Here is a 25,827-nt window from a genome sequence, read left to right as displayed (position 1 = left end):
GCCGGCGCCGCCGGCCCTGTCGGTGATCGCGCGCCCGCTGTTCAACACCCGCGAAGGATACGGCAGCACCGTCTTTCCGGGCGTCGGCTTCCTCATCATTCATCAGACGCTGCTGATGGGACTGGCGATGCTGGCGGCCACCCTGCGTGGCGAGGGGGGCCGGCTTCGGTTTGCGTCCCGTCGTCTCCTCGGCGTCGCGCTCGCCTTCTTCGTCATCGGCTGGATCGACGTCGCCTACTACGCCGGCTTCGTCTTCTGGTTCCAAGACTATCCACGGGCCGCCGCCGCGCCCGGAACGCTGATCGTGGCCGGCAGCCTCTTCGTGGCGGCGACGGTTGCAGCGGCGCTCGCCCTTGCGAGCGTCTTCCGCACCCGCGAGCGGCCCCTGCAACTGCTCATGGGCACCTCCCTGGTCATCTTCTTTCTCGCTGGACTGTCCTGGCCCGCGGAGGCGACGCCGACCTGGCTCGCCTTCCTCGCCCGACTGCTGCCCACGACGCCCGGAATCCATCTCATGGTCGGGGTGAACCAGATGGGGGCCGGCCTCGTCGAACAGGGGCGGGAGGTTCTCAACCTCCTGGGCCTCATCCTCCTTTACGGCGGCGTGGCGTGGTGGCGCTTCACCCGGCCGTCCGGAGCGCCCTCGACCGGAGCGTGAGCCACGGCGGGGAATGATCGCCCGCCGCCGCCTAGACCGGCGCCGGGCGTCCCGGACCGATCGCGAGGGCGGCGTCCTGTCCGCTGGCGACCAGCCTTCGGGCGACGAAGCCGGAGGCGACCAGATCTTTGAGAAGCGCCTCCAGGAAACCGCGCCCGTGAGGCCGCTCGCGGGGGAGGGCGACGGCCTGCTCGATGGCCTGGAAACTGTCCGGGAGCAGGCGGACGCCGGCCCGGTCGTGCGCCGCCGCCTCGAGCGTCTGGCGCACACCGGCGCAGACGTCTGCGCCGCCCTCCAGGAAGAGGGCGACGGCCGCCTGGGAGGAGGGCGTATGAATCCGTCGGGCCTGTTTCAGCGAGCGGTTGAGAAAGAGATCGTAGGCGGTGTTCAGGCCCGACGCGATCGTCACATCCGCGACGTCCACGTCGCGGACGGAGCGGAAGCGGGACTCGGAGGGAACCAGATAGGAGGCTTCGATCCGGACGTAGGGCGCGGTATAGTCCAGGACGGCGCGACGATCCGGATCGATTGCGAGGAAGGCGAGATCGCAGGCCTGATCCTGAAGCGCCGCCACCGCCGCCCCCGCCGTGGCGAAGTTCGACAGCTCCATCTCCACGCCGAGGCGCACAGCGATCTCCCAGGCGAGATCGACAGACACGCCGGCGAGAGCCCCGTCCGCCGCCCTCTGCGCCAAGACTGGATTGCCGAGATTGATCGCCACGCGCAACCGTCCCAGGGGCGCCAGTTCGGACCGGATGATCTGCATCGACACGTCCATTGCCATCCTCAAGCGCCGCACCGTTTCGACCGGTCTGGCTGACGATAGGTGTTTGGTCCTCGCCGTTCCACTCCGGCGAGAGCCGCGTCCGTCATATCCTCGTGGTCCGCAGCCGAAGCGCATTGCCGATCACGCTGACCGACGAGAGAGCCATGGCCGCGGCGGCGATGACCGGCGACAGCAGCAGGCCGAACACCGGATAGAGCGCCCCCGCCGCGATCGGCACGCCGGCGGCGTTGTAGAGGAAGGCGAAAGCCAGGTTCTGCCGGATGTTGGCCATGGTCGCCCGCGACAGGCGCCGCGCCCGGACGATGCCGGTCAGATCGCCCCTCAACAGTGTCACGCCGGCGCTTTCGATCGCCACGTCCGTGCCCGAGCCCATGGCGATTCCGACATCGGCGGCGGCGAGCGCGGGCGCGTCGTTGACGCCGTCGCCCGCCATGGCGACCACCCTGCCTTGAGCCCTCAACCGTGCGACGACCGCCGCCTTCTGGTCGGGCAGCACATCGGCCTCGACGTCGTCGATGCCGAGCTCGCGGGCGACCGCCTCGGCGGTCGTGCGATTGTCGCCGGTCAGCATGACGATGCGGATGCCCTCGCCGTGCAAGGCCTTCAGCGCCGCCGGCGTCGTGGCCTTGATCGGATCGGCGATGGCGAAGACCCCGCCGAGCGCGCGGTCGATGGCGATGTAGATGGCGCTGGCGCCGTCGCGTCTCAGAGCGTCCGCCTCCCGCGCGAGCGCGGCCGTATCGACGCCGTGTTCCGCAAGGAAGGCCGCGCCGCCGAGAAGGACGAACTGCCCGTCCACAAGACCGGTCGCCCCCTGGCCGATCGGCGAATCGAAGTCGGACACCTCGGGTATCGGAATGCGGCGTTGTTCGGCCGCGGCGACGATCGCCCGGGCGAGCGGGTGCTCCGACGCCTTTTCCACCCCGGCGGCGAAGCGCAGGAGGGGCTCCTCGCCGAAGCCGGGCGTGGCGACGATCCGGACCACTGACGGCCGGCCTTCGGTCAGGGTGCCGGTCTTGTCCACCACCAGGGTGTCGACCGTCTCCATCCGTTCGAGCGCCTCGGCGTTTCGGATCAGAACGCCGCTGGCCGCGCCCTTGCCGACGCCGACCATGATCGACATCGGCGTCGCGAGCCCGAGGGCGCATGGACAGGCGATGATCAGGACGGAGACGGCGGCGATCAGACCATGGGCGAGGCGAGGTTCCGGCCCCCAGATCGCCCATGCCGTGAACGCCGACAGGGCGATGGCGATGACGATCGGGACGAACCATCCCGAAACCCTGTCCGCCATGCGCTGGATCGGCGCACGCGACCGCTGCGCATCGGCCACCATCTGGACGATCCGGGCCAGCATGGTGTCGCGCCCGACCTTTTCCGCGCGGATGATGAGCGCTCCCGTCTGGTTCAACGTGCCTCCGGTCACGGCCTGGCCGGCCGTGCGGGTGACCGGCATGGATTCTCCGGTCACCATGGATTCGTCGATCGACGAGCGCCCCTCCTCGACCACCCCGTCGACCGGCACGGTTTCGCCGGGCCGGATCCTGAGCCTGTCGCCGATGGCGACGGCGTCGATCGGCACATCCTCCTCCCGACCGTCCCGTCCAATCCTCCGCGCGGTCTTCGGTGCGAGGTCGAGCAAAGCGCGGATCGCGCCGGAGGTCTGTTCGCGGGCGCGCAACTCCAACACCTGGCCGAGCAGCACCAGAACCGTGATGACGGCGGCCGCCTCGAAATAGACCGGGACCGCGCCGTCGGCGGTGCGGAAGGCCCGGGGGAAGAGGTGCGGCGCCAGGGTCGCGACGACGCTGTAGACCCAGGCGACGCCTGTTCCCATGGCGATCAGGGTGAACATGTTGAGATTGCGGTTCGCCAGCGAGGCCCAGCCGCGTTCGAAGAACGGCCATCCCGCCCAGAGGACCACCGGCGTCGCCAGGACGAACTGAATCCAGACAGAGACGCGCATCGGCACGAGATGGTGCAGCGCCGGGACCAGGTGAGCGCCCATTTCCAGCAGAAAGACCGGAAGAGCCAGCGCCAGACCGATCCAGAACCGCCGCGTCATGTCGGCCAGCTCGGGACTTAGGCCGAGGTCCGCCGTCGCGACCAGAGGCTCCAGCGCCATGCCGCAGATCGGGCAGCTTCCCGGCGCGTCGCGGCGAATTTCCGGATGCATCTGACAGGTCCAGATCACGTCCATGGATGCCGACGCCGTGTTTCGGCTTGCAGGTTTTCCGTGCGGATGGGGGCGGGCATGCGGACGGTCATCGGCGCTCAAGGCGTTGTTCTGGCCGGCCGATGACGCATAGCGGTGCGGATCGGCAACGAACTTCGCCTTGCAGCCTGACGAGCAGAAGAAGAAGCGCCGACCCTCGTGCTCCGTATGAACGGCGGTCGCGGGATCGACCGCCATGCCGCAGACCGGATCGCGCAGGGGCGGGCCGGCCGGCGTCGCGCCGTCCGACCCCTTATGATGGTGATGTCGCCGGCCTGCGGCGAGGCCGCTGCGGCGATCGTCGTTGGTCATTCTTCACCTTCTTTCGCGACGACGTCGCGCTTCGCTCACTCCGATATCAGGTGAAACTCCTCGATCAGTTTCGCAATCTCGGTGCCTTCAAGCTTCTTCATCAGCAGTTTGCGCAGGAAGGCGGGGCCGGGAACTTCTATGCCTTCGCCATCCCGAAGAGGCGTGATGGCGGCGAGCAGGGTCCGAATGTCATAGGTGGAGTTGAACACTTCCGGCACGCCGCGTTCGACATTCATCAACGTATAAACGGCCTCCATCGGCGTACGCACCGAATATTCGGTGGTGAAGATGCAGTCGCGTTGTCTGGATTCCGCGAACTGGCCAATGAAGGCGAAGTTGACCGCTCCCTCCGGCACCACGTCGGGCCGATCGCCGACCTGGCGCGGCATGAAGAAGGCGGTGATGTAGGCTCAGGACCCATTGAAGTGAGGCGTGCGATCTAATTCAGGCTCCTGAGGAGTCTGGATATGAGCGACCTGTATTGGCTGACGGACGAGCAGATGGCTCGGCTGGAGCCCTTCTTCCCCAAGAGCCACGGCAAGCCGCGCGTTGACGACCGCCGGGTATTGAGCGGGATCATCTTCGTCAACCGCAACGGCCTGCGCTGGCGGGATGCGCCGTCGGCCTATGGGCCGCACAAGACGCTCTACAATCGCTGGAAGCGGTGGAGCGAGGCGGGCGTCTTCGTCCGGATGATGGAGGGCCTGTCCGGCGCCCAGACCGAACGTCGGACTGTCATGATCGACGCGACCTATCTGAAGGCGCACCGCACGGCTTCGAGCCTCGCGGTAAAAAAGGGGGCCTCGGGCGGCTGATCGGACGCACGAAAGGCGGCATGAACACCAAGCTTCACGCCGTGACAGACGTCAACGGAAGGCCCATCAGCCTCTTCATGACAGCGGGTCAGGTCAGCGACTACATCGGCGCTGCCGCTCTCGTGGACAGTCTGCCCCGCGCCCAGTGGCTGCTGGGGGACCGGGGCTACGACGCCGACTGGTTCCGGGACGCCTTGCAGGCCAGGGGGATCACGCCGTGCATCCCTGGCCGCAAATCCCGGACCGAACCCATCCGCTACGACAAGCGACGCTACAAGCGGCGAAACCGGATCGAAATCATGTTTGGCCGCCTGAAAGACTGGCGACGGGTCGCCACTCGCTACGATCGCTGCCCGACCGTCTTCCTGTCCGCCATAGCCCTCGCCGCCACAGTGCTGTTCTGGCTATGAGTCCTGAGCCTAAGGGGAGGTCGAGCAGGTAGTGCAAGGCCATGCTAGATATTCTTTTGGACGGCGAAAGATTACTATTGTAATAACCCAATGTTAACCTAACTGGGTTGATACCAGTAAGGTTAACGTAGTATAGTGTCGACACTAGTGCAGTTTATACTTGACTTGAAGCCGAGATTTTGCTAGTGCCCCAGGTGTCGGAGCTACCCGACAGTGAAATCTGGAGCCTGCCATGATCAACCAAGACACTCAGAGGACTGCCGGCCCTGCCCCGTCAGCTACGGGGCTGGATGGCTAAACTCGATCGGCGCACGCGCCGCCAAATCCTTGCGAGCCTCTGCGAAGGGGTCTCCATCCGCTCGTGCGAGCGCATTTTCGACGTCGAGCAGAACTCTGTCGCCAAGTTGCTTGCTGACGCGGGCGATATGGCCATCACTCTGATGAAGCGCACCAAGGGCCTGATGGTCGAGACGATCCAGGCGGACGAACTCTATTCGTTCGTGGGCGCCAAGCAGGTGAACGTCGACAGGATGACCGTCCCCGTCGAGGGCGCCGGAACGGTCTGGGGCTATCTGGCCGTTTGCGCCAAGTCGAAATTGATCTTCAACTACCACCTCGGCGACCGCAGCTACCCTCATGCGAGGGCATTCATGCAATCGACGGCCGACAAGCTTCTGCGCGAGAACGCGGGCGGGCCCTTCGTCGTGCGGCCGAAGATCATTACGGACGGCCTGACGTCCTATGTCGACGCCGTGGGCGACGTGTTCGGGTCGTATGCCGATCACGGCGTCTACAAGAAGCGCTACCAGACCAAGGGTAAGGACGGCCAAACACTCCAGCGCAAGCGGTGCGTCGGCGCTGACCGGATCGTGCAGTCGGGCGAGATCGACGAGACTGACATCCACACCGCCTTCGTCGAACGTCAGAACCTGAACGTGCGGATGAAGAACCGTCGGTTCGGACGGCGCACTAACGCCTTCTCGAAGTCGGCAGAGCACCACGAGAGGCAACTCGCGCTCACGCTCGTCTATCAGAACTACTGCGTCGTGCCGGCTCCGAAGCGCCAGACCGACAAGAAGGGCAAGCCTCTCAAAGACGCGGAGGGCAACCCTTTGCCGTGGATCAAGCGCCTGACCCCGGCCATGGAAGCCGGCATCGCCGACGGCGTGTGGGAGGTCGACCATCTGCTCGACCTGACCGACAGCTTCACCGCAGAGCGGCGGCGTCAGGAGCGGCAGGCGAAGAAGGAAGCGGCCGAGCGCCTCAAGGCTCTCTTCTCGAAGCCGAAGGCTGACCAGCCCGTGCGCGCGCCCTTCTGGGTCTACGAGAGCAAGGTGCACCATCAGACGAAGGTGCACTCCCACGCGTGCAAGAACTGCAACGACGGTCGGGGCAAGGGAGGCAAGGGCGACACCAAGTCCGGTCGCTGGCTGGCCTGTGAAGACCTCGATGGCGCGAAGGCGTTGGCCGAAGCCCTCCAGCCCGACCGCAGCACGATCTGCAACATGTGTCTCGGCAGCTATCACACGCGCGGCTATCGTGATCCTCGCTGACCCTGGTGTGATCTGCGCGCCGGCTGCTACGCTTCGGGCTCAACAGATGACGGGGGTGGTGATGACGGTTCCGCAGAAGATCAACGACTACATCACCTCACTGCGGCCGCAGGCCGTCTGCAACAAGTGCGTCGCGCGCGGCACCGGGCTTTCGAATGACGGCGCGCATCCGGCGCAGGTCACGGGCGCGCTCGCAACGACCTCCGACTTTCGGCAGGAGATGGGGACCTGTTCGGTCTGCAAGCAAGCCAAAAAGGTCATCCGCGCGCTCTAGCTGGCTTGGCGCTTCGGCCGGTCGCCCCGCTACGCCGCACAGCCTTGCCCCGTGGGCGAACGCGGGTAGCTTGCGCTCATGGACGAATACACCGGCTTGGCGAAATGGGGACTACTGTGGGTCTTGGCCGGAGCGGTGCTCAGGGGCGGGCTCGGTCTGGTGACGGACATGTACTACCTTCAACTCGGCTTCGATCCCGAGACAGTGGGCGTGGTCAACCTGGGTATGGGGGAGGGCAAACCCTTCCGCAAATATCACCGGCATCGCACCAGGCTGATGTTCTCGCCGTTCGAGACGTTCCGAGCACGTCGCGTCTGGGGCGCGGAATCCCCGATCGAACTCTTCCTGCTGCACGGGCTCCATAGGCGCGAGACGGGAAGAGACAGGCCGAAGGCGCGTTGAGCTGACGTCGGCCGGCCCCACCCGGCCTATTCAAAGCTCTCTTCCTGCTCGGACTCCCGATCACGTTCGGCGGCGATCCATCGATCGATGCGTGGATACTCCCGCGCGCGCCAGGCCGCGATGTCAGGATGGTCCGGCAGATCATCGAGCAGCGCTTTCCGGGACGCCAGAATCTCGGCGAGGGACCCGCTCCACCCGTTCGGTTGAACCCGAGAATGGGCGTCGCCGAGGAAGCCCAACTTATCCGGCGCGGCATTCAAGAGGGCGATGAAGGTTGGATTCAGCCCGAGCACGGTGTCCATCTGATCCTTGCGGAAGAGCGATGTCATTGCCCCGAGTTGGGCGTATCGCCGCTCGGGCGCTTGTTCGGCCCATGCCGTCAGGCGGTCCAGATCGATGCTGTCGAGCGGCGATCTATGTCCCACCAGTCTCCTGAACAGCCTTTCAACCGGCCCCTCTGGCCCATCGACCAAAGCATCGAGTGCGGTCTCCGGCTGGGTCTTGAACAGAGCACGGACAAGGCCGTGCGCCTCCCTTCGCCACGCACTGTCGGCGTTGAGACCGGCGTAAAGCCGCTGGCCGACCACCCGCGCCGTCGCGCGCCCCTCGTCGCCAGCAAGGACAGCCGACGCCAGCGTCTTGACCGACGAGTCCCGGAAGTCGTTAAAGTCGTCCAGATCGATGAGGGTGAGAATCCGGCGACCGCGATCGATAAGCACAGGGTCGTAGACCGGTGTCGGTTCCTTTTGCAGCCGATAGAAGTAGCGCCACAGCATGTCGACGGCGAGCGCCGGGCCGCGGGGCAGTTCGATGACGACATCGAGAAGCCGGGCCATGTCCTGGGCCTGCAGCTTTTCGGGATCGATATGGGAGAGATGCCAGAAATTCTCGACTGTCCCAGCCGCGTTCAAGGCTCCCACGGTGCGGTCGATGCCCGGGCCGTCGAGGCCCGAGACGACCTGGAGGAAGGCAAAGTGGGGAGCGAGCACAGGGTCATCGACCGCGTCACTGAGACAGGCTGAGACGAAGGATTGGTCGCGCACCCCTGCGGACCTCAGGAAGTTGCCGAGCACCGTCGAGTTTCGCACCGCTGGATCTAGGTCGGCGAAAGCCGCGCAGAGCTGCGCCCAGGCCGCACCAAGGTCGGAAGCCCCCTCGCCTAGACCTGCGCCGAACGACGCACTCCGGTCGCCGCCGCCGCTGGCCGCGAGGACCTCCGGCAGAAAGGCGGCCAGAGCGTCAGGCTCGTTGATCATGACGCGACCGATTTCCCGCGCCTTCTCCTCGGCTCTGCGCCACCCCGCCGACGGATCTGTTTCGGCGTCATCGTCGAGATCAGCCACGTCCCAGGCTCCGGGCCTTACGGACAGAACCCACGCCCGGGCTTCGGTGAACACGTCGTTCGGCGCCAGGAGCGCGATGACCGCAAGGGCTTCGGCGCGAATATCGTCCGGCATTTCCGTATGGACGATCGCGGCCAGGGTCTGCGGCGAGACGCCGGGCGCGCACTGGGCGGAAAGGGCGAGGACGAGGGCGAGATCGAGCAAGGCAGGGCTCCGTTAAGAGCCGTCAGCAGACCCCATCGGCAGCGCCCAATCGATCCGTCAGGGCGCCACCGCAGACCTACGGGGCGAAGGTGCGCCGCTCGCTTTCGCGGCGGTCGTCCCCGACAAGCCGGGCTACGGCCTGGACGCGGGTTCTGACACCCAGCGTCCTGCAGGCGAGCAGGATATGGTCGTCGACCGTGCGGGAGGAGAGGCTGAGGCGACGTCCGATCTCGCGGGACGGTAGGCCTTGGGCGGCGAGGCGCAGACAGTCTGACTGCCGTTCAGACAGGCGGGCTGCGAGCGCGAGACGACCTCCACCGGACGATCTGGAAAGCGACTGGGTCATGGGACTCAAGCCAGACCCGGTTTCGAACTTGCGGCAATACCGCAAAGTTCACGCAGCGAACTTACGGTGTGAGACGAACCCCGGTCACTCGTCCTCGTCCTTCGAGGGCGTGACCAGCCGTCCGATCCGCTCATCGAGCCAGGCCTTGGCCGCGTCATCACGTCTCACGGCCTGCATCCCAAGGTCCTTCAGGGTGCGCGTGAAGGCGTTGATGATCGAGCGCGTGTCGAGTTCCATGATCGCATCGCCCACGTCCTCGTCGAACTCCTGTGTGACAACCCGCAGCGCGAGCATCGCCTTGTTATCCGCGCAGCGAACGGCGAACTCAGGGGAGCCGAGCGCCATACAGTCGATGATGGCGTAGGGATCACTGTCCGTGGCCTCGGCGAACCGATGGATCCGCTCGAGATTGATCTTTCCCTTCCCGGCCTCGAAGTGTTCGTACGACCGCTTGGCCATGCCCATGGCGTCGGCCACTTCGGCGGGCTTCATCCGTCGATGCAGGCGGATCAACCGCAGGGCCGCAGCCAGGATTTCGTTCTGAGAGCGGGGACGATCGCTTTCCATCAGCTCGGCTGCCTCGGGTTGTGGAGGGCAACGCGGTTCTCGACGCCGTACTCCCGGTGGTTGAAAAATGCGTCAGTTGAGCATCAAATGGAAGACGGGAAGCTCACGGTGTCCCGAGTCTTGCGGAAAGTGCGCAAAGAACATGCAGTTCTCGAATGGAAACTAAAAAACGCATTGCCGCTACTGGTCAGTTCGCGGCTTTCCGCGCTTCGTACGGTCGCTCCGGAAGCGCGGCTTCGCGCGGGGCGCCGGGAACCGTATCCTGATGCGCGAACGCGATCAGTTCGCGGTCGCCCACAGCGCCCTTGCTGGTTATGCCGCAGCGGGTCGGTTCGGTTGGGGGCGTCCTCTGGTCGCAACCAGTCTTGCGAACGAACTCGGTCTCAGTCCAACGCCTGTACGCGAGGCGCTGGCCCACCTCGCTGGCGAGGGCATTATCGAGCATCGGCCAGGACGAGGCTACTTCGCCCCGAGCCTCACCGCCTCTGATATCATTGGCCTTTACGAGCTTCATCACCAGTTTCTGCGGTGGGGCTCCGAAGAGGGCTTTGCGCCCCAAGCGCCGACGGCGGAACCGCCGACGGATCCGGTCCTGCGGGTCGAGCTCGTGTTCGATCAGCTCGCGCAGCATGGGGGGAACAGCGCCGTCTTCGAAGCCTATCGGCGGGTCTCTGCGCAGCTCAGACCGATCCGCAGGGTTGAAGCGGTCCTGCAGAATACTGGATTGGACATCGCGCTCGAAATTGAACGCCTCCGGTCAGAGGGCGGGAGCGGGGAGTTGGCGGCTGCGCTCGACGAGTATCATAAGGGTCGCTTCGCCCTTTCTTCGGCCCTGGAGAAGATGATGCGTCAGTCTGTGTGAAGTATATTCCAAATATAGTTTGAAAATACGACAGCGTACGCGCCTCCTGACGGCGTCGGGCAATCCCGTCCGGCATAGGAGGCAATCACCATGCTGAAGAACCTGACGCGTCTGATCTCCCTGGGGTCGGCCGCCCATCACACCCGCGCCGAAGTCGGCGTCGAGAAGCCCGAACTGAATCCGATCCAGTATTACGACGAGGCCGGATCGGGCCTGCTCCGGCTCGGCTCCGCCGCGGACCAGACTCGGGCGGACTCGCCGGACGGCGAGTTCGAGCTGATCCCGGTCCAGCGTTGGACCATGACTGGCGTGCGTTTCCACTGAACGAAGGGACGTCGGCCCGTCAGGGGCCGGCGTCCTCATCAGGGCGATCTCTCATGATGTTTCTGAAGACCGGCGTGCATGCGGCCGTCATCGACACGGCGCTCGTGATCCTGGATCTCGAGGCCGACAACTATTTCTGTCTGCCAAGCGGCGGCGAGACCGTCGTGCGCCGATCTGACGGCGGAGCTGAAGTCCTGGGCGGTTCGACGCGAGACACCCTCCAGGCGGCGGGACTGCTTCAAGCCCAAGCGCCACCGTTGGTGCGAGCGCTGCCGGCGAAACCCGCGCGGACCGTTATCCACGACCCCGCCGCCGTATCATGGCGCGATATCTACGCGGGCCTCGCCGCCGCGCTCGCGGTGCGGAAGATCCCGGCCGGGTCCGGGATCACCGCCTATTTCTCTGAACCCCCGCTACGACCTGCGGCCGAGCCGGATGTGCAGCGCGCTGCGACGGCGTTCTGGCGACTGCAGCCCTGGCTCCCGATCGAGGGTGAATGCCTCGTTCGGTCGGCTTTGCTCGTTCAGGCCCTGCATCGGCAGGGTCTCCGCGCCGACTGGGTGTTCGGGGTGAGGCTCTTTCCATTCATGGCGCATTGTTGGGTTCAGTTGGGTGACACCTGCCTGAATGATGATGTCGAACGCCTGTCTGCCTACCAGCCCCTGCTGTGCCGATGACGCCCGCTGTCGATGCGCGGGCTTACCTTCTGATCGACAGCAGCCACGCGACGCCAGCCGATCGGGATCGCCTCGATCAAGTCCGCCGGGACCTTCTGGCAGCGGGTTGGCGATCGGCTCTTGTTGTTGACCACATCGAAGTCTTCCTGGGACCCAACGCGACCGTGGCCGTGCGGCAGGTCCATCGCCGCCACATCCAGATCGGAACGTGGCGACCGAGCGACCGATCCTTGTCCTCGATCATTGGCACGAGCCGAACAGCAGGGAGCCTGGGATCGGAGGTCGTCCGATCCGGTTGGGGACGCTATATTCTGGCTTGGCGCGACGACGAAAGCCGTCTCGTTCTTATTCGAGACCCAAGCGGCGCCATCGATTGCGTGTGGTGGCGCAGCGGGGGGCTGAGACTGGCGTCCGATCAGCCTCCAGAGGTTGCGGATGCTCTCCTGCCACCGGAGATCGCGATCGATTGGGAGGTATTGGCGACGCTGTCGAACGATCCCGGACTGCTCAGCGACCGACCTCCGCTCCGAGGCCTGAACGTCGTCACGCCCGGAGATATGGTTCTTCTCGGCGACACCATGGAGCGCCATGCCCTCTGGCGTCCGTCCCGCTTTGTCGGGACCGCGTTTGACGACAGCCCTGACGCACTTCGCACCCTCGTGGATCAGGTGGTGGCCGTCTCTCTCGCACCCCATGAGCGCATCCAGGGAGAGATTTCCGGCGGGCTCGATTCCGCCATCGTTTCGGGAAGCGTCGCGGCCGCGGGGCTGGGCCCGCGGGCGCGCTTCGTCAACTATTTCGCTGATTGGAGCGAGGGTGATGAACGAGCTTACGCACTGGCGGCGGCCGAGAAATCAGGACTGCGCCTCGAGGCGGCCAGAAAGCCGGTTGCAGCCATCACCGAAGCGCTTCTGCGCCCGCTGGGTGAAGGCATTCGCCCCGCACTGCATGGCGTCGACGTGGCCTATGATCGCGACGTCGCCCGACGCCTGCGGCAGGGGCGCGCCACCGCCCTCGTGACGGGGCAGGGCGGGGACGCAGTCTTCTATCAGGCGCCAGAGCCCCGCATCGTGGTGGACCGCCGGCGCCGCGAAGGGCTGGCCGGGTTCCGCCCGCGCTACTGGGGCGAAATGGCCAGGTGGACCCGCCATTCCGCCTGGACGCTTGCGCGTCTGGCCCTTTGGCCTCCGCCCCGAAAGCCTTCGGCCGCGCCGCTCCATCCCTGGCTGGGGGATGCCGCAGATCTTCCGCCGGGGAAGTATGGACAGGTGCACCGTCTCGCCAACTGCCAGCTTTTCTGGAGCGATTGTTTGCGCGCGAGGGCCGCCGACCTGATCCATCCCCTGCTCAGTCAGCCCGTAATGGAGCACTGCCTCGCGATCCCCGCCGATCGCCTGACGTTGGGTCCGAGAGACCGCGGCCTTGCGCGCAAAGCCTTCGCGGGCCGTTTACCGCCGTCCATCGCCCAGCGTCGTGACAAGGGTGATCTGGGCCGGTTCTACGGACACGTCGTCCAGCGCAGCCTTCCGGACCTGCGTCCCCTTCTGATGGACGGGCTGATGGTCGAGCATCGATTGTTCGATCGGGTGGAGCTCGGTCGGGATCTGGAGCCTGAACGTCTCTTATGGAGTCCCGGCGCCAACCGGCCCTTGCTGCTCGGGGTGCTCGAGGTCTGGGCGCAGCGCTGGACGCAGCGGCTCGAGGCGCGCTGGCGGACCGAGATATCGAGCCAGCCAATCCAGGATGCGCGCGTGTAGGTCCCTCACATTGCCGGGGCTCTCATAGACATGACCCTCGCCATAGTAGGTCACCAAGGCCGCTTCGCGGTTCAGTCGATAGAGTGCGCTGAACAGCGCGCCCATACGGGCGTTCTCCTGATCGCCCTCAGCGAGAAGCGTGGGGGTTCTCAGACGTTCGACGCTGAAGAGAGGGCTCTGGGCGACGTAGTTCTCCGGGGAGGTTGAGAAGGCGCCGAACCGCCCTTGGCCCGTCTCGCCCCAGCCGGCCATCTGTCCGACCGGAACGCCCTCGTCCGGGGACACGCGGAAGAAGGGCGGCAGTTCCATCGAGCGCGTCAGCTCCGGGTAGCCGCTGGTGGCGATCACGGCCTTGAAGCGGTCCGACTGGGTCGCAGCGCGCAGGCTCGAATAGGCGCCGTAACTGTGGCCGGTCACGGCGACCCGGTCCGGATCGATCAGTCCCCGACGGCCGGCTTCGTCAACGATGGCGAAGATGCGCTCAGCGAGATCGTCCATTCGAGGTCCGGACGCTGGGTGGGGCAGATTGGCGATGAGAACGGCATAGCCTGCCCCGGCGATCACCGATGGATTGTTTTGCGGATTCCTGGACCCGGGCAGGATCGTCGCCGGCGGCGCCGACAGAGCTCTGCCGGGATAGATCTGGACCACGACAGGCGGGCGCTCGCCAACCGGCATGTTTGGAGGAAGCAGGAGCCAGCTCGTCAGGGACTGACCCTCCGGTCCCAAGTGAGCGACGGGCTCGACGCGACCCCAGTCGATGTCACGCCACGCGGCGTTGACGGTCGTCAGCGTCTGGACCTCACCCAACGTATGAAGGCGTACGGTGGTGACGCCGCGTTCGTCCAGGCCGGTCGTCACGATCCCGGACGGGAGCACCGCCAGAGGACGCTCACCCTCTGGAATGGGAGAAACACAGACCGGAGGCGACGGCGCCGCGGTGTGGATACAGGCCCCGTCAATAACCTTTCCCTGCCCAAGAAGAACGGGATCGGGGTTCCATTGCGCGGGATTGGCGCCGTCGGACATCTGCCCTAGGTCCACCAGCCGGCCCGAAACAGCCTTGGCCCCGTTGAGGGCGTAGAGCCCGTCGCGGCGCTGAATTACGGTCTGGCCCTCGAAGCGGGCGATCCGTTCACCGGACTCCTTGACCGGGAAGCGGGCCCCGTCATCCCGTCGCCAATGGCGGTTCTGATCGGTTTCGCCGACCTGTATCAGGGGCCGCGCACCGTCCCAGCTTCCCAGAGGGATGGCGACGCCGTCCCAGGTCCTCTGCAGCCAGGGACGGTCCGTGCCCGTGTCGAGCCTTGTGGCCCGTCCGTCGCGACCGATGAGCCAGTAGCGACCGCCCTCATCAAAGTCCGCCGATGCGGATGGGCGGCCGTAGGCGAGCAGGCGCGAGGAATCGGGGGCCCAGGACATCAGATACATGGCGAGGTCCTCGTCCGGCAGCGGATCGGCCACAGCGCCGCTGTCGAGATCAATCACCGCGAGACGTCGGCGACGAATGGGATCCCCGACCAGGAGGGGGCGATCCGGGGTGGGCTGGATGTCCTCGGCGTTGCGAAGGGCGGCGAGACGGCGTCCATCCGGCGACAGCGCCAGATCGAACCATTCGCCCTGCGCCAGAACCCGCTGGCTGCCGGTCTGGGCGTTGACGAGGATAAGGCTGGAGGGCAGGGCTTGAGCGCGAGCATCGCGCGTCGCGCCACTGGGGATGTAAACGCCGCTCGAGGCATGACCGGAGGCCGCGTTCCGCCAAAGGCTTTCAATCCTGTCCTGGGTTTGGAACCCGACCCGCATCTGGATCGGGAAATCGTCAAGCGGCCGAGCAATGACGGCGACTTCGGTCTCTGATCTCCAGGCGATGGATCGCCCGAACTGGCTCTGTTCCGGCGTGATCGAGAGCCACTGAACGGCGCCGCTCGCCAAGGTGAGGATACCCAGTCGGTAGGTGGCCTCGGTGACTTTGACCACCACCATCCGCGCGCCGCTCGGCGAGAAGGGGCCCGCGAGATAACCGACGTCGTGACCCGCCGCTGCAAACCGCCGTGGCGGCGACCCTTTGTCCGCCGCGTGGATCTCCAGTTCGGTCAACAGCGCGTAGGTCATGGTCTGGAAGCGATAGGTCGCAGCCTGGTCGTGGGCGGCCTGTCGCTCCACGACCACCCAGCGTCCATCGGGGCTGGCCCGGACCTGACCGACACCCTCCCGTTTAATCAGATCCTCCACTCCGAACCGATGGGTCTGAGCGGACGCCGGACAGACTCCGGCCAGGCTCGCCGCGAGGGCAAGCATCAACGGAAGCTGTCGCATCACCAGGCCTTGGTCAGCTGCAGCGAGATGAACCGGCCGAGCACGTTCGCGTTGGCCGCGTCGTAGGCGATCCCCTCCGGGGCGTCGTAGAATGGCGGATCGCGGTCAAAGAGATTCTGGACGGTCAGCGACACGGCGGTTCCGTCGAGCAAACCCCCGGCCGGTGCGAAGCGCACCAACACGTCGGCTGTGGACCAGGAGCCGATACGGCGACCGGTGAGGTCCGCATAATCCCCCACGTGGTTGAGCGAGGGCGACACCGTCCAGGGGCCGCGGGACCAGCTCGCCGACGCTCGTCCCCGCAGGCCGACCGGGAAGTTGGGGCGATCAAGCTGGGACACCGTCGGTGAGGTCGGTGTTGGCTGGGCGTCGAAACGCTCCAGCCAGGTCAGGTTAACGTCGAGATCGAAGGCGTTGCCCGCGAGATTGAAGCCGTAGCCGGCTGAGAGATCGAGGCCCTCCACCTGTACTTTGGCGGTGTTCACATAGCGGGCGTCCACGATCGCCCCATAGGAGGTCGCGGGGAACAGGTCGCGCAGGTTAGTGGTCGGCAGATCCAGAATGGCCTGGACGGCTGCGCGATCAGCGGCGTTGTTCACCGGATCAAGGGTGCGAACAAACGGGGCCAGCGAAGGGTCGGAAAGGGCCGTGAGAATACTTTCGAGCGCGGGTTGACCGATGCGGTTGTCGAAGTCGGTCCGGAAGATGTTTGCGCCCAGTCTCAAACCAGGCAACCCAGTGGGCTTGATCTCAAAGCCCGCAGTCCATGTGTCCGCTTCCTCGGGCTCGAGGTTGGGATTGCCGCCGTAGAGGATCATCGACAGAATCTGCAGCGATCCACGCGGTAGAATGGATGGACTGGCGCTCGCCGCGTCGTTCAGTTCGCGCAGGGCAGGGGCCCGGAAGGAGCGACCGTAGTTTGCCCGGAGGAGGAGGCCTTCGGTCGGCTCCCACAGGACGCCGGCTTTCGGGCTCGTCGTCTGGCCGATGTCACCATAATCTTCGAAGCGCGCCGCCAACGACAGTTCCAGCCGGTGAAGGCCGGGAAGGGCGTTGGTCTCGCCGAACAAGGGGACACGCAACTCCGCAAAGGCAGCGCTGACATCGCGTTCGGTTTTCGTGCGAGCCCCGACGGTCGGAGCGGCGCCCGAGGAGAAGTTGGTGACCTGACGTTCGAAGGTTTCTCTACGGAAGTTCAGCCCGGCTGCGAGCCGAAGCGGCCCTCCGGGCAGCGTCATGACTGTGCCGCCGATCTGCAGATTGGCAGAGAGATTTCCGGTCTGGCTTTGGTTTCGGGTGTAGCCGGCGCTGATGAAGTCCAGGATGGTCGCGCTGTTGGACGCGCCGCTTCCGAAGGGGTTGAAAAAGCCGTCGCGCGCCGTGCTGAAGGAGGTGGCGGGGCTTTCCGCAACCGCGCCGAGGGCTTCACGCAGATTGGTCGACTGCAAGGCGCCGTCGGAACCGGTATGGGCCTCTTCGGTGCTGTACGAGACGTAGGACTCGAGCCGCCAGTCGCCAAAAAGGTCAGCCGTCCCGCCCAGACTCGCGCCGAGGGATTCGACTTCGCCGAAGACTTTGGGAGGCGCGATCTCGCCCTGGAAGGAATAGGCGATCGTGTGCGAGCTGGCTCCGGTCGGTGACGCAAAATACGGGTTGGCTCGGGTGACTGTCAGCAGGGTGCTGATCGCCGTCGAGACCGTTTCATACTCGCGCATGCCCCACCGAGCATCGCCACTGATCTCGAAGCGATCGCCGAAAGACTGGCGGGCGGCGGCATAGGCGCTTTGGCGAGTCTGGCGGGGCAGGATGTTGCTCGTCGCCCTGAAGTTCTCGAGATTGGTCTGCCCGAGGCGGAAGTCGGCCGGGAGCAGGCCCACCCCATTTTGGCCATCGGGGATGCTGTACCGGGGAATGTAGCTGCCGGTCGCGGGGTCAAGAACGACGATGTTGCCGGGATTGCTGTAGAAGGAGCGTCGGTCGCTTCCGCCGAGCCAGCGGTGGTCCGCATCGCCAGCTCGCCGACGCTCGGATCCGGCCAGGGCCTCACGGTCGTAGTATTCGTAGGTCAGCATCGCCGAGCCGGTCGACCACTGCCGTCCCAGAACCTGAGCGACCTGATATTCGCCGCTCGCGCCGTCGGAGGTGTTTCCGACCCTCACCCGGGTCTCGGCGCCATCATAGTCGTCTCTGAGGATGATATTCACGACGCCGCCGACAGCGTCGGCGCCGTAAAGGGCGGAGGCTCCGTCCAACAGGATATCGACGCGCTCGACTGCGGCGGTGGGGATTGTCGAGACATCGACGAAGTCGCCTTTGGCCCCCGTACCCGCGAGCCTGCGTCCATTGATGAGGACGAGCGTGGCGTCACTGCCCAGACCGCGTAGGTTGACGCCATTGGCGTATGTCGAGTTCGTGCCGGAGCGATCGCCGCCGTTTCCCAGTGCGCCTTCGTTCGCCGTGCCGCCGAAATTCTGCGGCAAGCTCGCGAGCAGTTGGGCCACGGTTGCGCGGCCATTCCGATCCATCTCGTCCCGGGTCACCGTAACGACTGGCGAGGGGCCGTCGGCGACCCCCCGGATGAGGCTTCCCGTGACGACAACATCCTCAATCTCGACAGCCTCATCTGTCGCGTCCGCCCTTGCGTCCGGATCGTAGACAACCAGGGTATTGGGACTCGTGCGCCGCGCGCGCAGGCCCGTGCCCTGCAGTAGCGTGGTCAGCGCCTGATCGGTCCGCAGCGCGCCGCTGACGCCCGCAGACTGACGGCCGGCTACGAGGTCTGTGGAATAGAGGATTTGCTCGCCGCTCTGCGTGGCGAACAGCGGAAGAGCGGTTTGTAGCGGGCCCGCCGGGACCCGGAACTGGACGGCAGGGGATTGTGCCTGGGCGACGACAGGCATTGCCGCCGCGACAGCGAGTGCTCCGAATGCAGACGAACAAAGACCGATACGCATAATAATCCCCCGAAATGGATATCCGCACAGACGCGGTTCGGGGAAGAGACGAAGGGGCGTGGCAAAACCCCTCAGCGCACGCTCGCATTTTTCGCGGGGGCGTCACGAATGACGATCTGACCGGAAGCCGTGCGGTTGGCGACAACCGGATAGAGCTCGGTCAGCGCGGACACGAAGCCCTCCACATCGCCCGTGTTGAAAGCGCCGCTGACAGCGATATCGGCGATGGCGGGCGCATCCAGGACGACCTTGGACGCGGTGTAGCGATTGACCTCGGCCACAGCGGCTTCGACGGTGTCGCCGGCGAAGATGAGGCGGCCGACTGTCCAACTGGTTTCTGAGGCCGCATCCACCGACCGGACGGCTGGACGAGGCGAGGCGGTGACAATCTGCTGGCCCGGGGCGAGGGACCACCGCGGCGTGGCTTGCCCCCGGTCTACGACATCGACCTTGCCTTCGACGAGCGTCACCTGCGCGCCGCCGCCCGCGCGGCGGACGTCAAACCGTGTTCCCAAAGCGGTGACGTCGGTCGCGCCGGCGCGAACAACGAAGGGGCGGGCGGGATCGCCCTCCACATCGAAGAAGGCCTGGCCGCTCGCCAGCTCCACAGCACGGCGACGGCCGGTGAGCCTGACGGTGATGCGAGACTCGGTGTCCAGGGTAACCTTTGACCCATCGGCCAGGACGACGATCCGCCGTTCGCCCAGCCCGGTTTCATAGGACAGAGGGCGGGCAGACCACATTGTCACGCCGACAACCACGGCGGCGACGGCCGCCACGGCGCCGATCGGTATAAGGCCTTTGGCGAGGCGGCCCTGCAGTTTGCGCGAGGCGTCGGCGCGTGCGCGGGCCCCTGCAGTCAAGGCGGCGATATCGGCGTCGCCCTTGAGGCTCCCGGCCGCCTCCCACATCGTTTCTATCCGGGCATAGGCTTCAGCGTTCGCAGGGGTGCGGCGCCATTGACTGAAAGCAGTGATGTCCGAAGCCGCCACCCGCTTCTGGTTGAGGGTGGCGAACCACGACGCGGCCTCGCGTCGTCTTACGTCCAGGTCATTATCGGCAGTCATCGTTCGTGCCTTAGACGTCCAGTTGGGCCATGCAGTGCTCAACAGCCTTGGCCATCCGCCGTTCAACCGTAGCCAGGCTGATCCCGTGGGCCAGAGCAATCTCCGGATATGTCATACCGTCAAACCGGCTCAAGACGAAGACGTCCCGATACAGCGGCGGCATGGTCATGGGCGTTCGACTCTGCCGGCCATCGGAGGCCGTGCTCGATCTTTTGCCCGACGACGATCTCAAACCCTTCACCAAGGAGGACGGCGAGGTCGTCATCGACGCCGCCGGCCAGCGGGTGAAGCGATGATCGACACCCCCGTGACGACTACGTCGCCGCGTCGCCTGTCCTTCCTCGACCGCTGGCTGACGCTGTGGATCTTCGTGGCCATGGGTCTCGGCGTGGCTCTGGGGACGCTGGCGCCGGGTCTGCCCGCCTGGATCAATAGCCTCTCGATCGGCACGACCAACATCCCAATCGCCGTCGGTCTCATCCTGATGATGTACCCGCCGCTGGCCAGGGTCCGGTACGAGGCGCTGCCGCGTGTCTTCGCCGACAAGCGGGTGCTGGCCCTGTCGCTGTTCCAGAATTGGGTGCTGGGCCCGGTGCTGATGTTCGCGCTGGCGGTGATCTTTCTGCGCGATCAGCCGGAATACATGACCGGCGTCATCCTGATCGGACTGGCGCGCTGCATCGCCATGGTGCTGGTGTGGAACCAGCTGGCGCGGGGCGATAACCAGTATGTCGCCGGTCTCGTCGCCTTCAACTCGATCTTCCAGATCCTGTTCTTCAGCCTCTACGCCTGGATCTTCCTCACCGTCCTGCCGCCCCTGTTCGGCCTGCAGGGCAGTGTGGTGGACGTCAGCGTCTGGACCATCGCCGGGGCGGTCCTGGTCTACCTCGGTCTTCCCTTCCTGGCCGGCTTCCTGACCCGTCGCAGCCTGATCGCCCGCCGGGGCGCCGATTGGTACGAGCGGCGCTTTCTGCCGCGCATCGGACCGATCACCCTGATCGCCCTGCTGTTCACCATCGTGGTCATGTTCAGCCTCAAGGGCGGGGAGGTGGTGGCCCTGCCGCTGGACGCCCTGCGCATCGCCATTCCGCTGACGATCTACTTCCTTGTGATGTTCGTGGTCAGCTTCCTCATGGGCAAGCTGATCGAGACCGACTATCCGCGCACCACCGCCCTGGCCTTCACCGCGGCCTCGAACAATTTCGAACTGGCCATTGCCGTCGCCATCGCGGCCTTCGGCCTGACCTCGCCGGTCGCCTTTGCGGCCGTCATCGGTCCCTTGGTCGAGGTGCCGGTGCTGATCCTGCTGGTGTCGGTCGCGCTGTGGATGGGACGCCGCTGGTTCCCGGATACGGCTCCGCCGGCGGACGCGGCCTGATGGTCGTCCTGCATCTCCTGGACGCGGATGACGTCGGCCTGATCGCGGCCCTGCGCGGCGCGGGTCTGCCCGAGCCTGGCGCTGGTCGATACTTCGCCGCCCACGAACACGGCGGCATCGCCGGCTATGTCGGCCTGGAAGGGGAGGGGCAGGATCTTCTGCTGCGCTCCCTGGTCGTGCTCGCCGACCTGAAGGCCCAAGGGATCGGGAGCCGCATACTGACCGCCGTCGAGGCCATGGCGAGCGATCTGGGTAGCGAACGGCTTCACCTGCTCACCACGACGGCCGAGCTATTCTTCGCCCGGCGTGCTTTCGTCTCCGCCGAACGGGCGTCCGCGCCCCTTGCGATCCGGCAAACCCGCGAGTTCGCGGACGTCTGCCCGGCGTCAGCGGCCTATCTCATCAAGGACCTCTGATGACTTTCGCCCGCCTGCGGCCGCTGCCGGATCCGGATCACCTGCCGGCTCTGGATGCAGCCTATCTGTCCGCCGACCCCGCCCGGGGGCTAGGTCCGACCGATCCGGCGCCGCGGATCCTTCTCTTGTATGGATCGCTGCGCGAGCGGTCGTATTCGCGGCTCTGCGTCGAGGAGGCGGCCCGTCTGCTGCAGCGAATGGGATGCGAGACCCGCATCTTCGACCCCTCCGACCTGCCCCTGCCGGGCGCGCCCGGCGACGACGACCACCCGGCGGTGCGCGAGCTGCGCGAGCACGCTTTCTGGTCGGAGGGCATGGTCTGGTGCAGTCCGGAACGGCATGGCCAGGTCTCCGGCCTGATGAAGCTGCAGATCGACCATCTGCCGCTCAGCCTGGGCGGCCTGCGCCCGACCCAGGGCCGCACCCTGGCGGTGATGCAGGTGTCGGGCGGGTCGCAGAGCTTCAACGCCGTCAACACCCTGCGCCTGCTGGGCCGCTGGATGCGGATGATCACCATCCCCAACCAGTCCAGCGTGGCCAAGGCCTTCCAGGAGTTCGACGAGGCCGGCCGGATGAAGCCCTCGGCCTACTATGAGCGGATCGTCGATGTGATGGAGGAATTGGTGCGCTTCACCATCCTCACCCGGCCGCACGCGGCCCAGCTGGTGGACCGCTATTCCGAGCGCAAGGCGGCCGGGATTCCCCTCGACGCCGCCTCCGATCTGTCGGGGATCGTCATCGCGCGCCAGGCGTGACCTCCCCTCGACCACGCGAACATGCCTCGCATTCCTCCCGCCTTAATACGGACCTTGACGCCATGGCCGCGGCGGCCGCCGAGCATCGCGATGGCCGTAACTCGCCAGAAGTGGCGAAAGGCTATTCTCCGGGTGACGTTCTCATCCTGACGAACCTCCAGGCCCTTGCCGCGCTTAGCAAGGGGGACCAGGCGCGGGCCGTCCGGCCGAGAACAGTAATGCCCGAAGCGGAATAGGAGCAGGACGTGCCTCGCAACGCAGCCGATTTCCTGTCGATTTACCAGCAAGGCTTCGTGAGGGTCGCTGCGTGCCGTCCCGTTTGCAGGATCGCGGATCCGGCGTTCAATCTGGAGCAGACCCTGAGGCTCGCCCGTGAGGGGAACGAGGCCGGGACCGCGTTGATGGTTTTCCCGGAGCTCGGCCTGTCGGGCTATTCCATCGACGACCTGTTTCTGCAGCGGGCGTTGCTGGACGAGGTCGAGCGGCAACTCGTGAACCTCGTGGCCGAAAGCCGCGATCTCCACCCGGTCATACTGGTCGGCGCGCCCCTCCGTCGTGAGGGACGGCTGTACAATTGTGCGGTGGCTATCCACCGGGGGCGGATCCTTGGCGTGGTGCCAAAGGGCCATCTGCCCAACTACCGCGAGTTCTATGAAAAGCGATGGTTCGCCTCCGGGCGGGATGTGGAAGGCGAGATTACGATCGGGGGCGAGACCGCTCCATTCGGAATGGATCTGCTGTTCCAGGCCGACGACGTCGATGGCCTGATCTTTCATGTCGAAATTTGCGAGGATGTCTGGGCGCCCGCGCCGCCCAGCGACTTCGCCGCGCTCGCCGGCGCGCTGATTCTGACGAACCTGTCGGCAAGCAACATCGTGGTGGGAAAAGCCGACACGCGGCGAAGACTTTGCGAACTGCAGTCTGGCCGCTGTTGGGCGGCCTACATCTACTCCGCGGCCGGCTATGGAGAATCGACGACCGACCTGGCCTGGGACGGACAGGCCTGCATCTACGAGCTGGGGGCGCAGCTCGCGGAGACCGAGCGCTTCAGCCTGGGGTCCCAGATGGCCGTCGCGGACATAGACGTCGAACGGCTGCAGCTGGAACGCATGCGGACCGGCACCTTTAACGAGGCCGCGATCGCCAACGGGATGCCCGATCGGCGCTTTCGCCGGGTGACCTTCCATCTTGATCCGCCAGTTCACAACCTCGGCCTGCAACGACGCATCGACCGTTTTCCTTTTGTGCCCAACGATCCCTCCCGCCTCGACCAGGACTGCTACGAGGCGTTCAACATACAGGTGAGCGGGCTGGCCAAGAGGCTTGAGGCGACCGGAACAGCCAAGATCTGCATCGGCGTGTCCGGAGGGCTGGATTCCGCGCACGCCTTGATCGTCGCGGCCAAGGTCTTCGATCTGCTTGGACGTCCGCGCACGGACATTCTCGGGTTCACAATGCCCGGCTTCGGCACGAGCGCGAGGACCAAGTCTAACGCCTACGCCTTGATGAACGGGCTCGGCGTGACCGTCGAGGAAATCGACATCAAGCCGCTCGCCCAGCAGATGCTGCAGGACCTGCGCCATCCGTTCGCGAGGGGCGAACCTGTGTACGACACGACGTTCGAGAATGTGCAGGCCGGGCTCCGGACAGATCTCCTGTTCAGGGCCGCCAATCAGCGGAACGGCATGGTGCTCGGCACCGGCAACATGTCCGAGCTTGCGCTTGGCTGGTGTACATACGGCGTTGGCGACCAGATGAGCCACTACAACGTCAACGGCTCGCTCCCGAAAACCCTCATTCAACACCTCGTCCGTTGGACAGCGGCGAACCGCCTGTTCGACCCCGCGGTGTCCGACGTCCTGCTCGACATCCTGGCGACAACGATTTCACCGGAGCTCATCCCGCAGACGGCCGAGGGCGAGTCGCAGAGCACCGAAGGCAAGATCGGCCCCTACGAGCTCCACGACTTCTGGATCTACTATCTCACCCGGTTCGGGCTGCGGCCCTCCAAGATCGCCTTCCTGGCCTTGCACGCCTGGCAGGACACCGCCGCCGGGCACTGGCCGCCGCGCTTTCCGGACGAGCAAAAGCGGGCCTACCCCATCGGGGCCATTCGCAGCTGGCTGGAGGTGTTCCTGCAGCGCTTCTTCGCCAATCAGTTCAAGCGCTCGGCCATGCCGAACGGACCCAAGGTCACAACAGGCGGTTCACTGTCGCCGCGGGGCGACTGGCGCATGCCCTCGGACGCTCATGGCCAGGTCTGGATCGACGAGCTGCAGCGCAACGTGCCGGAGGTTCTTGATCCCGCAAGCGACGATCTTCCTGCGAAAGAACCCAAGGCGCCGCCCGCCGGGGGCAAACCCATCGTCCGATAAGGCCGTCGCCCGGCTGCGAACTCCGGGGTCGGAGGGGCGGTTCAGGAACCGGAAGCCGGCGCCTGCCCATCCGGCGCCCGGCGGGGCGGAAGATTAGGTGAAGGGCTGGCGACCCTAGCCGATGTCCGCCGGCCGCGCGCCCTTCGGCGCCGCATGCCGGGAGAAGCCGACCACGAGGATGGCGATCGTCAGCAGCTGAACGGCGACGCCTTCGACCGTCGGGTAGAGGCCGAGGATTTCGATCCGGGGGATCCAGGCCAGCGGGTGGACATCGAGCCAGCCTGCCTCCTGCAACGCCGCCACCCCCTTCCCGACGAGGACGACCGACAGGATGGCCATGAGGATCGAGCTCAGGGAGAAGAACCGGCCGATCGGCAGGCGCTTGCTGTAGGCCAGCAGGGCCCAGGCCACTACGGCCAGGATGACCACCGCCGTCAGGGCGCCGGCCAGCATGCCGAGGTGGCCGCCTTGGCTCCAGATCGCCGCATAGAAGAGGATGGTCTCGAACACCTCCCGGTAGACCACGACGAAAGACAGCAGGAACAGGAACCAGGCTGACCGTTTCGACAGCGCGTGGGAGAGCTTGTCGCGGATATAGGTCTGCCAGGCGTCGGCGTGCGACTTGCCGTGCATCCAGATGCCCACCGAGACGAGCACGACGGCGGCCAGAAGCGAACCGAACCCTTCGGTCAGTTCCCGGCTGGCGCCGCTGATGGAGATGAAGAAGGTCGCGGCCGCCCAGGTGGCCCCGCCGGCGACCAGCGCGGCGACCCAGCCGCCGTGGACGTAGCGCAGCACCTCGGGCCGTTCGGCCTTCCTGAGGAAGGCGATCATCGCCACCACGATGAGAAGGGCCTCTAGGCCTTCGCGCAGGAGGATGGTGAAGGCGCCGAGGAAGGTGGCGACATTGTCCGCCTCCTGGGGCGCGAGGGCCCGCTCGGCCGTGTCCAGCAGGGCGTTCGCACGCGCGACCCGACCGGCGACCTCCTCGGCGGGCGCACCCCGGCTGATCGAGACGCGCAGGTCGGTCATGGCCGTCTCGACCCGCCGCAGCAAGGCG

General features: G+C 65.9%; 22 protein-coding genes and 3 pseudogenes. 14 read left to right on the top strand and 11 right to left on the bottom strand.

Annotated elements, in window-relative coordinates; genetic code table 11:
* A partial coding sequence (locus RTU05_RS09165) for an ABC transporter permease (RefSeq protein ID WP_312597626.1) occupies positions 1-658 on the top strand: 658 nt, incomplete at its 5' end.
* A 31-nt stretch (positions 659-689) separates the two neighbouring features.
* On the opposite strand, the gene RTU05_RS09160 is transcribed toward RTU05_RS09165, so the two are convergent.
* The 3 genes and pseudogenes from RTU05_RS09160 to RTU05_RS09150 form a co-directional block, all read right to left on the bottom strand.
* Positions 690-1,424 carry a transporter substrate-binding domain-containing protein gene (locus tag RTU05_RS09160; RefSeq protein ID WP_248120991.1) on the bottom strand — a complete coding sequence of 245 codons (735 nt, stop codon included), beginning with the start codon at positions 1,422-1,424 and terminating at the stop codon, positions 690-692.
* Positions 1,425-1,527: 103 nt separating this feature from the next.
* Positions 1,528-3,972: a heavy metal translocating P-type ATPase gene (locus RTU05_RS09155; protein ID WP_312597624.1), complete on the bottom strand. Its 2,445-nt coding sequence runs from the start codon at positions 3,970-3,972 to the stop codon at positions 1,528-1,530.
* Between the two features lie 35 nt (positions 3,973-4,007).
* Positions 4,008-4,379 (bottom strand): annotated as a pseudogene (locus tag RTU05_RS09150) (oleate hydratase); the annotation flags it as partial.
* A 60-nt stretch (positions 4,380-4,439) separates the two neighbouring features.
* On the opposite strand from RTU05_RS09150, the gene RTU05_RS09145 reads away from it, so the two are divergent.
* The 4 genes from RTU05_RS09145 to RTU05_RS09130 all read left to right on the top strand — a co-directional run bounded on the left by RTU05_RS09145 (position 4,440) and on the right by RTU05_RS09130 (position 7,426).
* Positions 4,440-5,197, top strand: a protein-coding gene (locus RTU05_RS09145; protein WP_112862666.1) for an IS5 family transposase whose coding sequence is annotated in 2 segments (ribosomal slippage) — positions 4,440-4,761 and positions 4,761-5,197 — 759 coding nt in all. Because the reading frame shifts where the segments join, the coding sequence is not laid out codon by codon here.
* A gap of 290 nt (positions 5,198-5,487) precedes the next feature.
* The gene (locus RTU05_RS09140) at positions 5,488-6,750 is read left to right on the top strand and encodes an IS1 family transposase (protein ID WP_138140892.1); all 1,263 of its coding nucleotides are present in this window, start codon (positions 5,488-5,490) and stop codon (positions 6,748-6,750) included.
* The gene (locus tag RTU05_RS09135; RefSeq protein ID WP_138140891.1) at positions 6,737-7,024 is read left to right on the top strand and encodes a hypothetical protein; all 288 of its coding nucleotides are present in this window, start codon (positions 6,737-6,739) and stop codon (positions 7,022-7,024) included. The genes RTU05_RS09140 and RTU05_RS09135 overlap by 14 nt, the downstream gene beginning before the upstream one ends.
* Before the next feature lie 78 nt (positions 7,025-7,102).
* Complete coding sequence (locus RTU05_RS09130) at positions 7,103-7,426, top strand: hypothetical protein (RefSeq protein WP_312597617.1); 324 nt, start codon at positions 7,103-7,105, stop codon at positions 7,424-7,426.
* 26 nt (positions 7,427-7,452) lie between these two features.
* Here RTU05_RS09130 and RTU05_RS09125 read toward each other — a convergent pair whose 3' ends face one another.
* From RTU05_RS09125 to RTU05_RS09120, 3 genes are all read right to left on the bottom strand, one after another.
* The gene (locus RTU05_RS09125; RefSeq protein WP_312597615.1) at positions 7,453-8,973 is read right to left on the bottom strand and encodes a hypothetical protein; all 1,521 of its coding nucleotides are present in this window, start codon (positions 8,971-8,973) and stop codon (positions 7,453-7,455) included.
* Positions 8,974-9,049: 76 nt separating this feature from the next.
* Positions 9,050-9,319 (bottom strand): helix-turn-helix domain-containing protein, encoded by a 270-nt coding sequence (locus tag RTU05_RS18305; RefSeq protein WP_134581274.1) that lies wholly within the window; start codon positions 9,317-9,319, stop codon positions 9,050-9,052.
* Between the two features lie 84 nt (positions 9,320-9,403).
* On the bottom strand, positions 9,404-9,886 hold the full coding sequence (locus RTU05_RS09120; RefSeq protein ID WP_114816366.1) for a helix-turn-helix transcriptional regulator: 483 nt from the start codon (positions 9,884-9,886) through the stop codon (positions 9,404-9,406).
* A gap of 265 nt (positions 9,887-10,151) precedes the next feature.
* Between RTU05_RS09120 and RTU05_RS09115 the strand changes: the two genes are divergently transcribed.
* From RTU05_RS09115 to RTU05_RS09100, 4 genes and pseudogenes are all read left to right on the top strand, one after another.
* Positions 10,152-10,748 carry a GntR family transcriptional regulator gene (locus tag RTU05_RS09115; protein ID WP_134581273.1) on the top strand — a complete coding sequence of 199 codons (597 nt, stop codon included), beginning with the start codon at positions 10,152-10,154 and terminating at the stop codon, positions 10,746-10,748.
* A gap of 90 nt (positions 10,749-10,838) precedes the next feature.
* Positions 10,839-11,072, top strand: coding sequence for a hypothetical protein (locus tag RTU05_RS09110; RefSeq protein ID WP_114816364.1), 234 nt, complete (start codon positions 10,839-10,841; stop codon positions 11,070-11,072).
* A 53-nt stretch (positions 11,073-11,125) separates the two neighbouring features.
* Positions 11,126-11,749, top strand: a complete 624-nt coding sequence (locus RTU05_RS09105; RefSeq protein WP_134581272.1) for a lasso peptide biosynthesis B2 protein — start codon at positions 11,126-11,128, stop codon at positions 11,747-11,749.
* Positions 11,746-13,233: pseudogene (locus tag RTU05_RS09100) on the top strand (asparagine synthase-related protein); the annotation flags it as partial. The gene RTU05_RS09105 and the pseudogene RTU05_RS09100, both read left to right, overlap by 4 nt.
* Before the next feature lie 138 nt (positions 13,234-13,371).
* Here RTU05_RS09100 and RTU05_RS09095 read toward each other — a convergent pair.
* The 4 genes from RTU05_RS09095 to RTU05_RS09080 all read right to left on the bottom strand — a co-directional run bounded on the left by RTU05_RS09095 (position 13,372) and on the right by RTU05_RS09080 (position 20,006).
* The gene (locus RTU05_RS09095; RefSeq protein ID WP_134581270.1) at positions 13,372-15,822 is read right to left on the bottom strand and encodes a prolyl oligopeptidase family serine peptidase; all 2,451 of its coding nucleotides are present in this window, start codon (positions 15,820-15,822) and stop codon (positions 13,372-13,374) included.
* Positions 15,822-18,722: a TonB-dependent receptor gene (locus RTU05_RS09090; protein ID WP_312597602.1), complete on the bottom strand. Its 2,901-nt coding sequence runs from the start codon at positions 18,720-18,722 to the stop codon at positions 15,822-15,824. The genes RTU05_RS09095 and RTU05_RS09090 overlap by 1 nt, the downstream gene beginning before the upstream one ends.
* 125 nt (positions 18,723-18,847) lie before the next feature.
* Positions 18,848-19,843: a FecR family protein gene (locus RTU05_RS09085; protein WP_134581268.1), complete on the bottom strand. Its 996-nt coding sequence runs from the start codon at positions 19,841-19,843 to the stop codon at positions 18,848-18,850.
* A 10-nt stretch (positions 19,844-19,853) separates the two neighbouring features.
* A complete protein-coding gene (locus tag RTU05_RS09080; RefSeq protein WP_312597598.1) occupies positions 19,854-20,006 on the bottom strand; it encodes a sigma-70 region 4 domain-containing protein in 153 nt (50 codons plus the stop codon).
* Positions 20,007-20,010: 4 nt separating this feature from the next.
* Between RTU05_RS09080 and RTU05_RS09075 the strand changes: the two are divergent.
* The 5 genes and pseudogenes from RTU05_RS09075 to RTU05_RS09055 form a co-directional block, all read left to right on the top strand.
* A pseudogene (locus RTU05_RS09075) lies at positions 20,011-20,139 on the top strand (arsenate reductase); the annotation flags it as partial.
* On the top strand, positions 20,136-21,221 hold the full coding sequence (gene arsB / locus RTU05_RS09070) for an ACR3 family arsenite efflux transporter (RefSeq protein ID WP_134581263.1): 1,086 nt from the start codon (positions 20,136-20,138) through the stop codon (positions 21,219-21,221). The pseudogene RTU05_RS09075 and the gene arsB, both read left to right, overlap by 4 nt.
* Positions 21,221-21,637, top strand: a complete 417-nt coding sequence (locus RTU05_RS09065) for a GNAT family N-acetyltransferase (RefSeq protein ID WP_134581262.1) — start codon at positions 21,221-21,223, stop codon at positions 21,635-21,637. Before arsB ends, RTU05_RS09065 begins: the two co-directional genes overlap by 1 nt.
* The gene (gene arsH / locus RTU05_RS09060) at positions 21,637-22,392 is read left to right on the top strand and encodes an arsenical resistance protein ArsH (RefSeq protein WP_134581261.1); all 756 of its coding nucleotides are present in this window, start codon (positions 21,637-21,639) and stop codon (positions 22,390-22,392) included. Before RTU05_RS09065 ends, arsH begins: the two co-directional genes overlap by 1 nt.
* Positions 22,393-22,637: 245 nt before the next feature.
* Positions 22,638-24,767, top strand: coding sequence for an NAD(+) synthase (locus tag RTU05_RS09055; protein WP_134581260.1), 2,130 nt, complete (start codon positions 22,638-22,640; stop codon positions 24,765-24,767).
* Positions 24,768-24,881: 114 nt separating this feature from the next.
* On the opposite strand, the gene RTU05_RS09050 is transcribed toward RTU05_RS09055, so the two are convergent.
* The coding region (locus RTU05_RS09050) for an FTR1 family protein (protein WP_312597594.1) at positions 24,882-25,827 on the bottom strand (946 nt) is incomplete at its 5' end.

This window comes from Brevundimonas sp., assembly GCF_032017145.1.
GTDB lineage: Bacteria > Pseudomonadota > Alphaproteobacteria > Caulobacterales > Caulobacteraceae > Brevundimonas.
The sequence above is the reverse complement of the archived record's forward strand: the minus strand, read 5'-3'. Positions and strand labels throughout refer to the sequence as shown.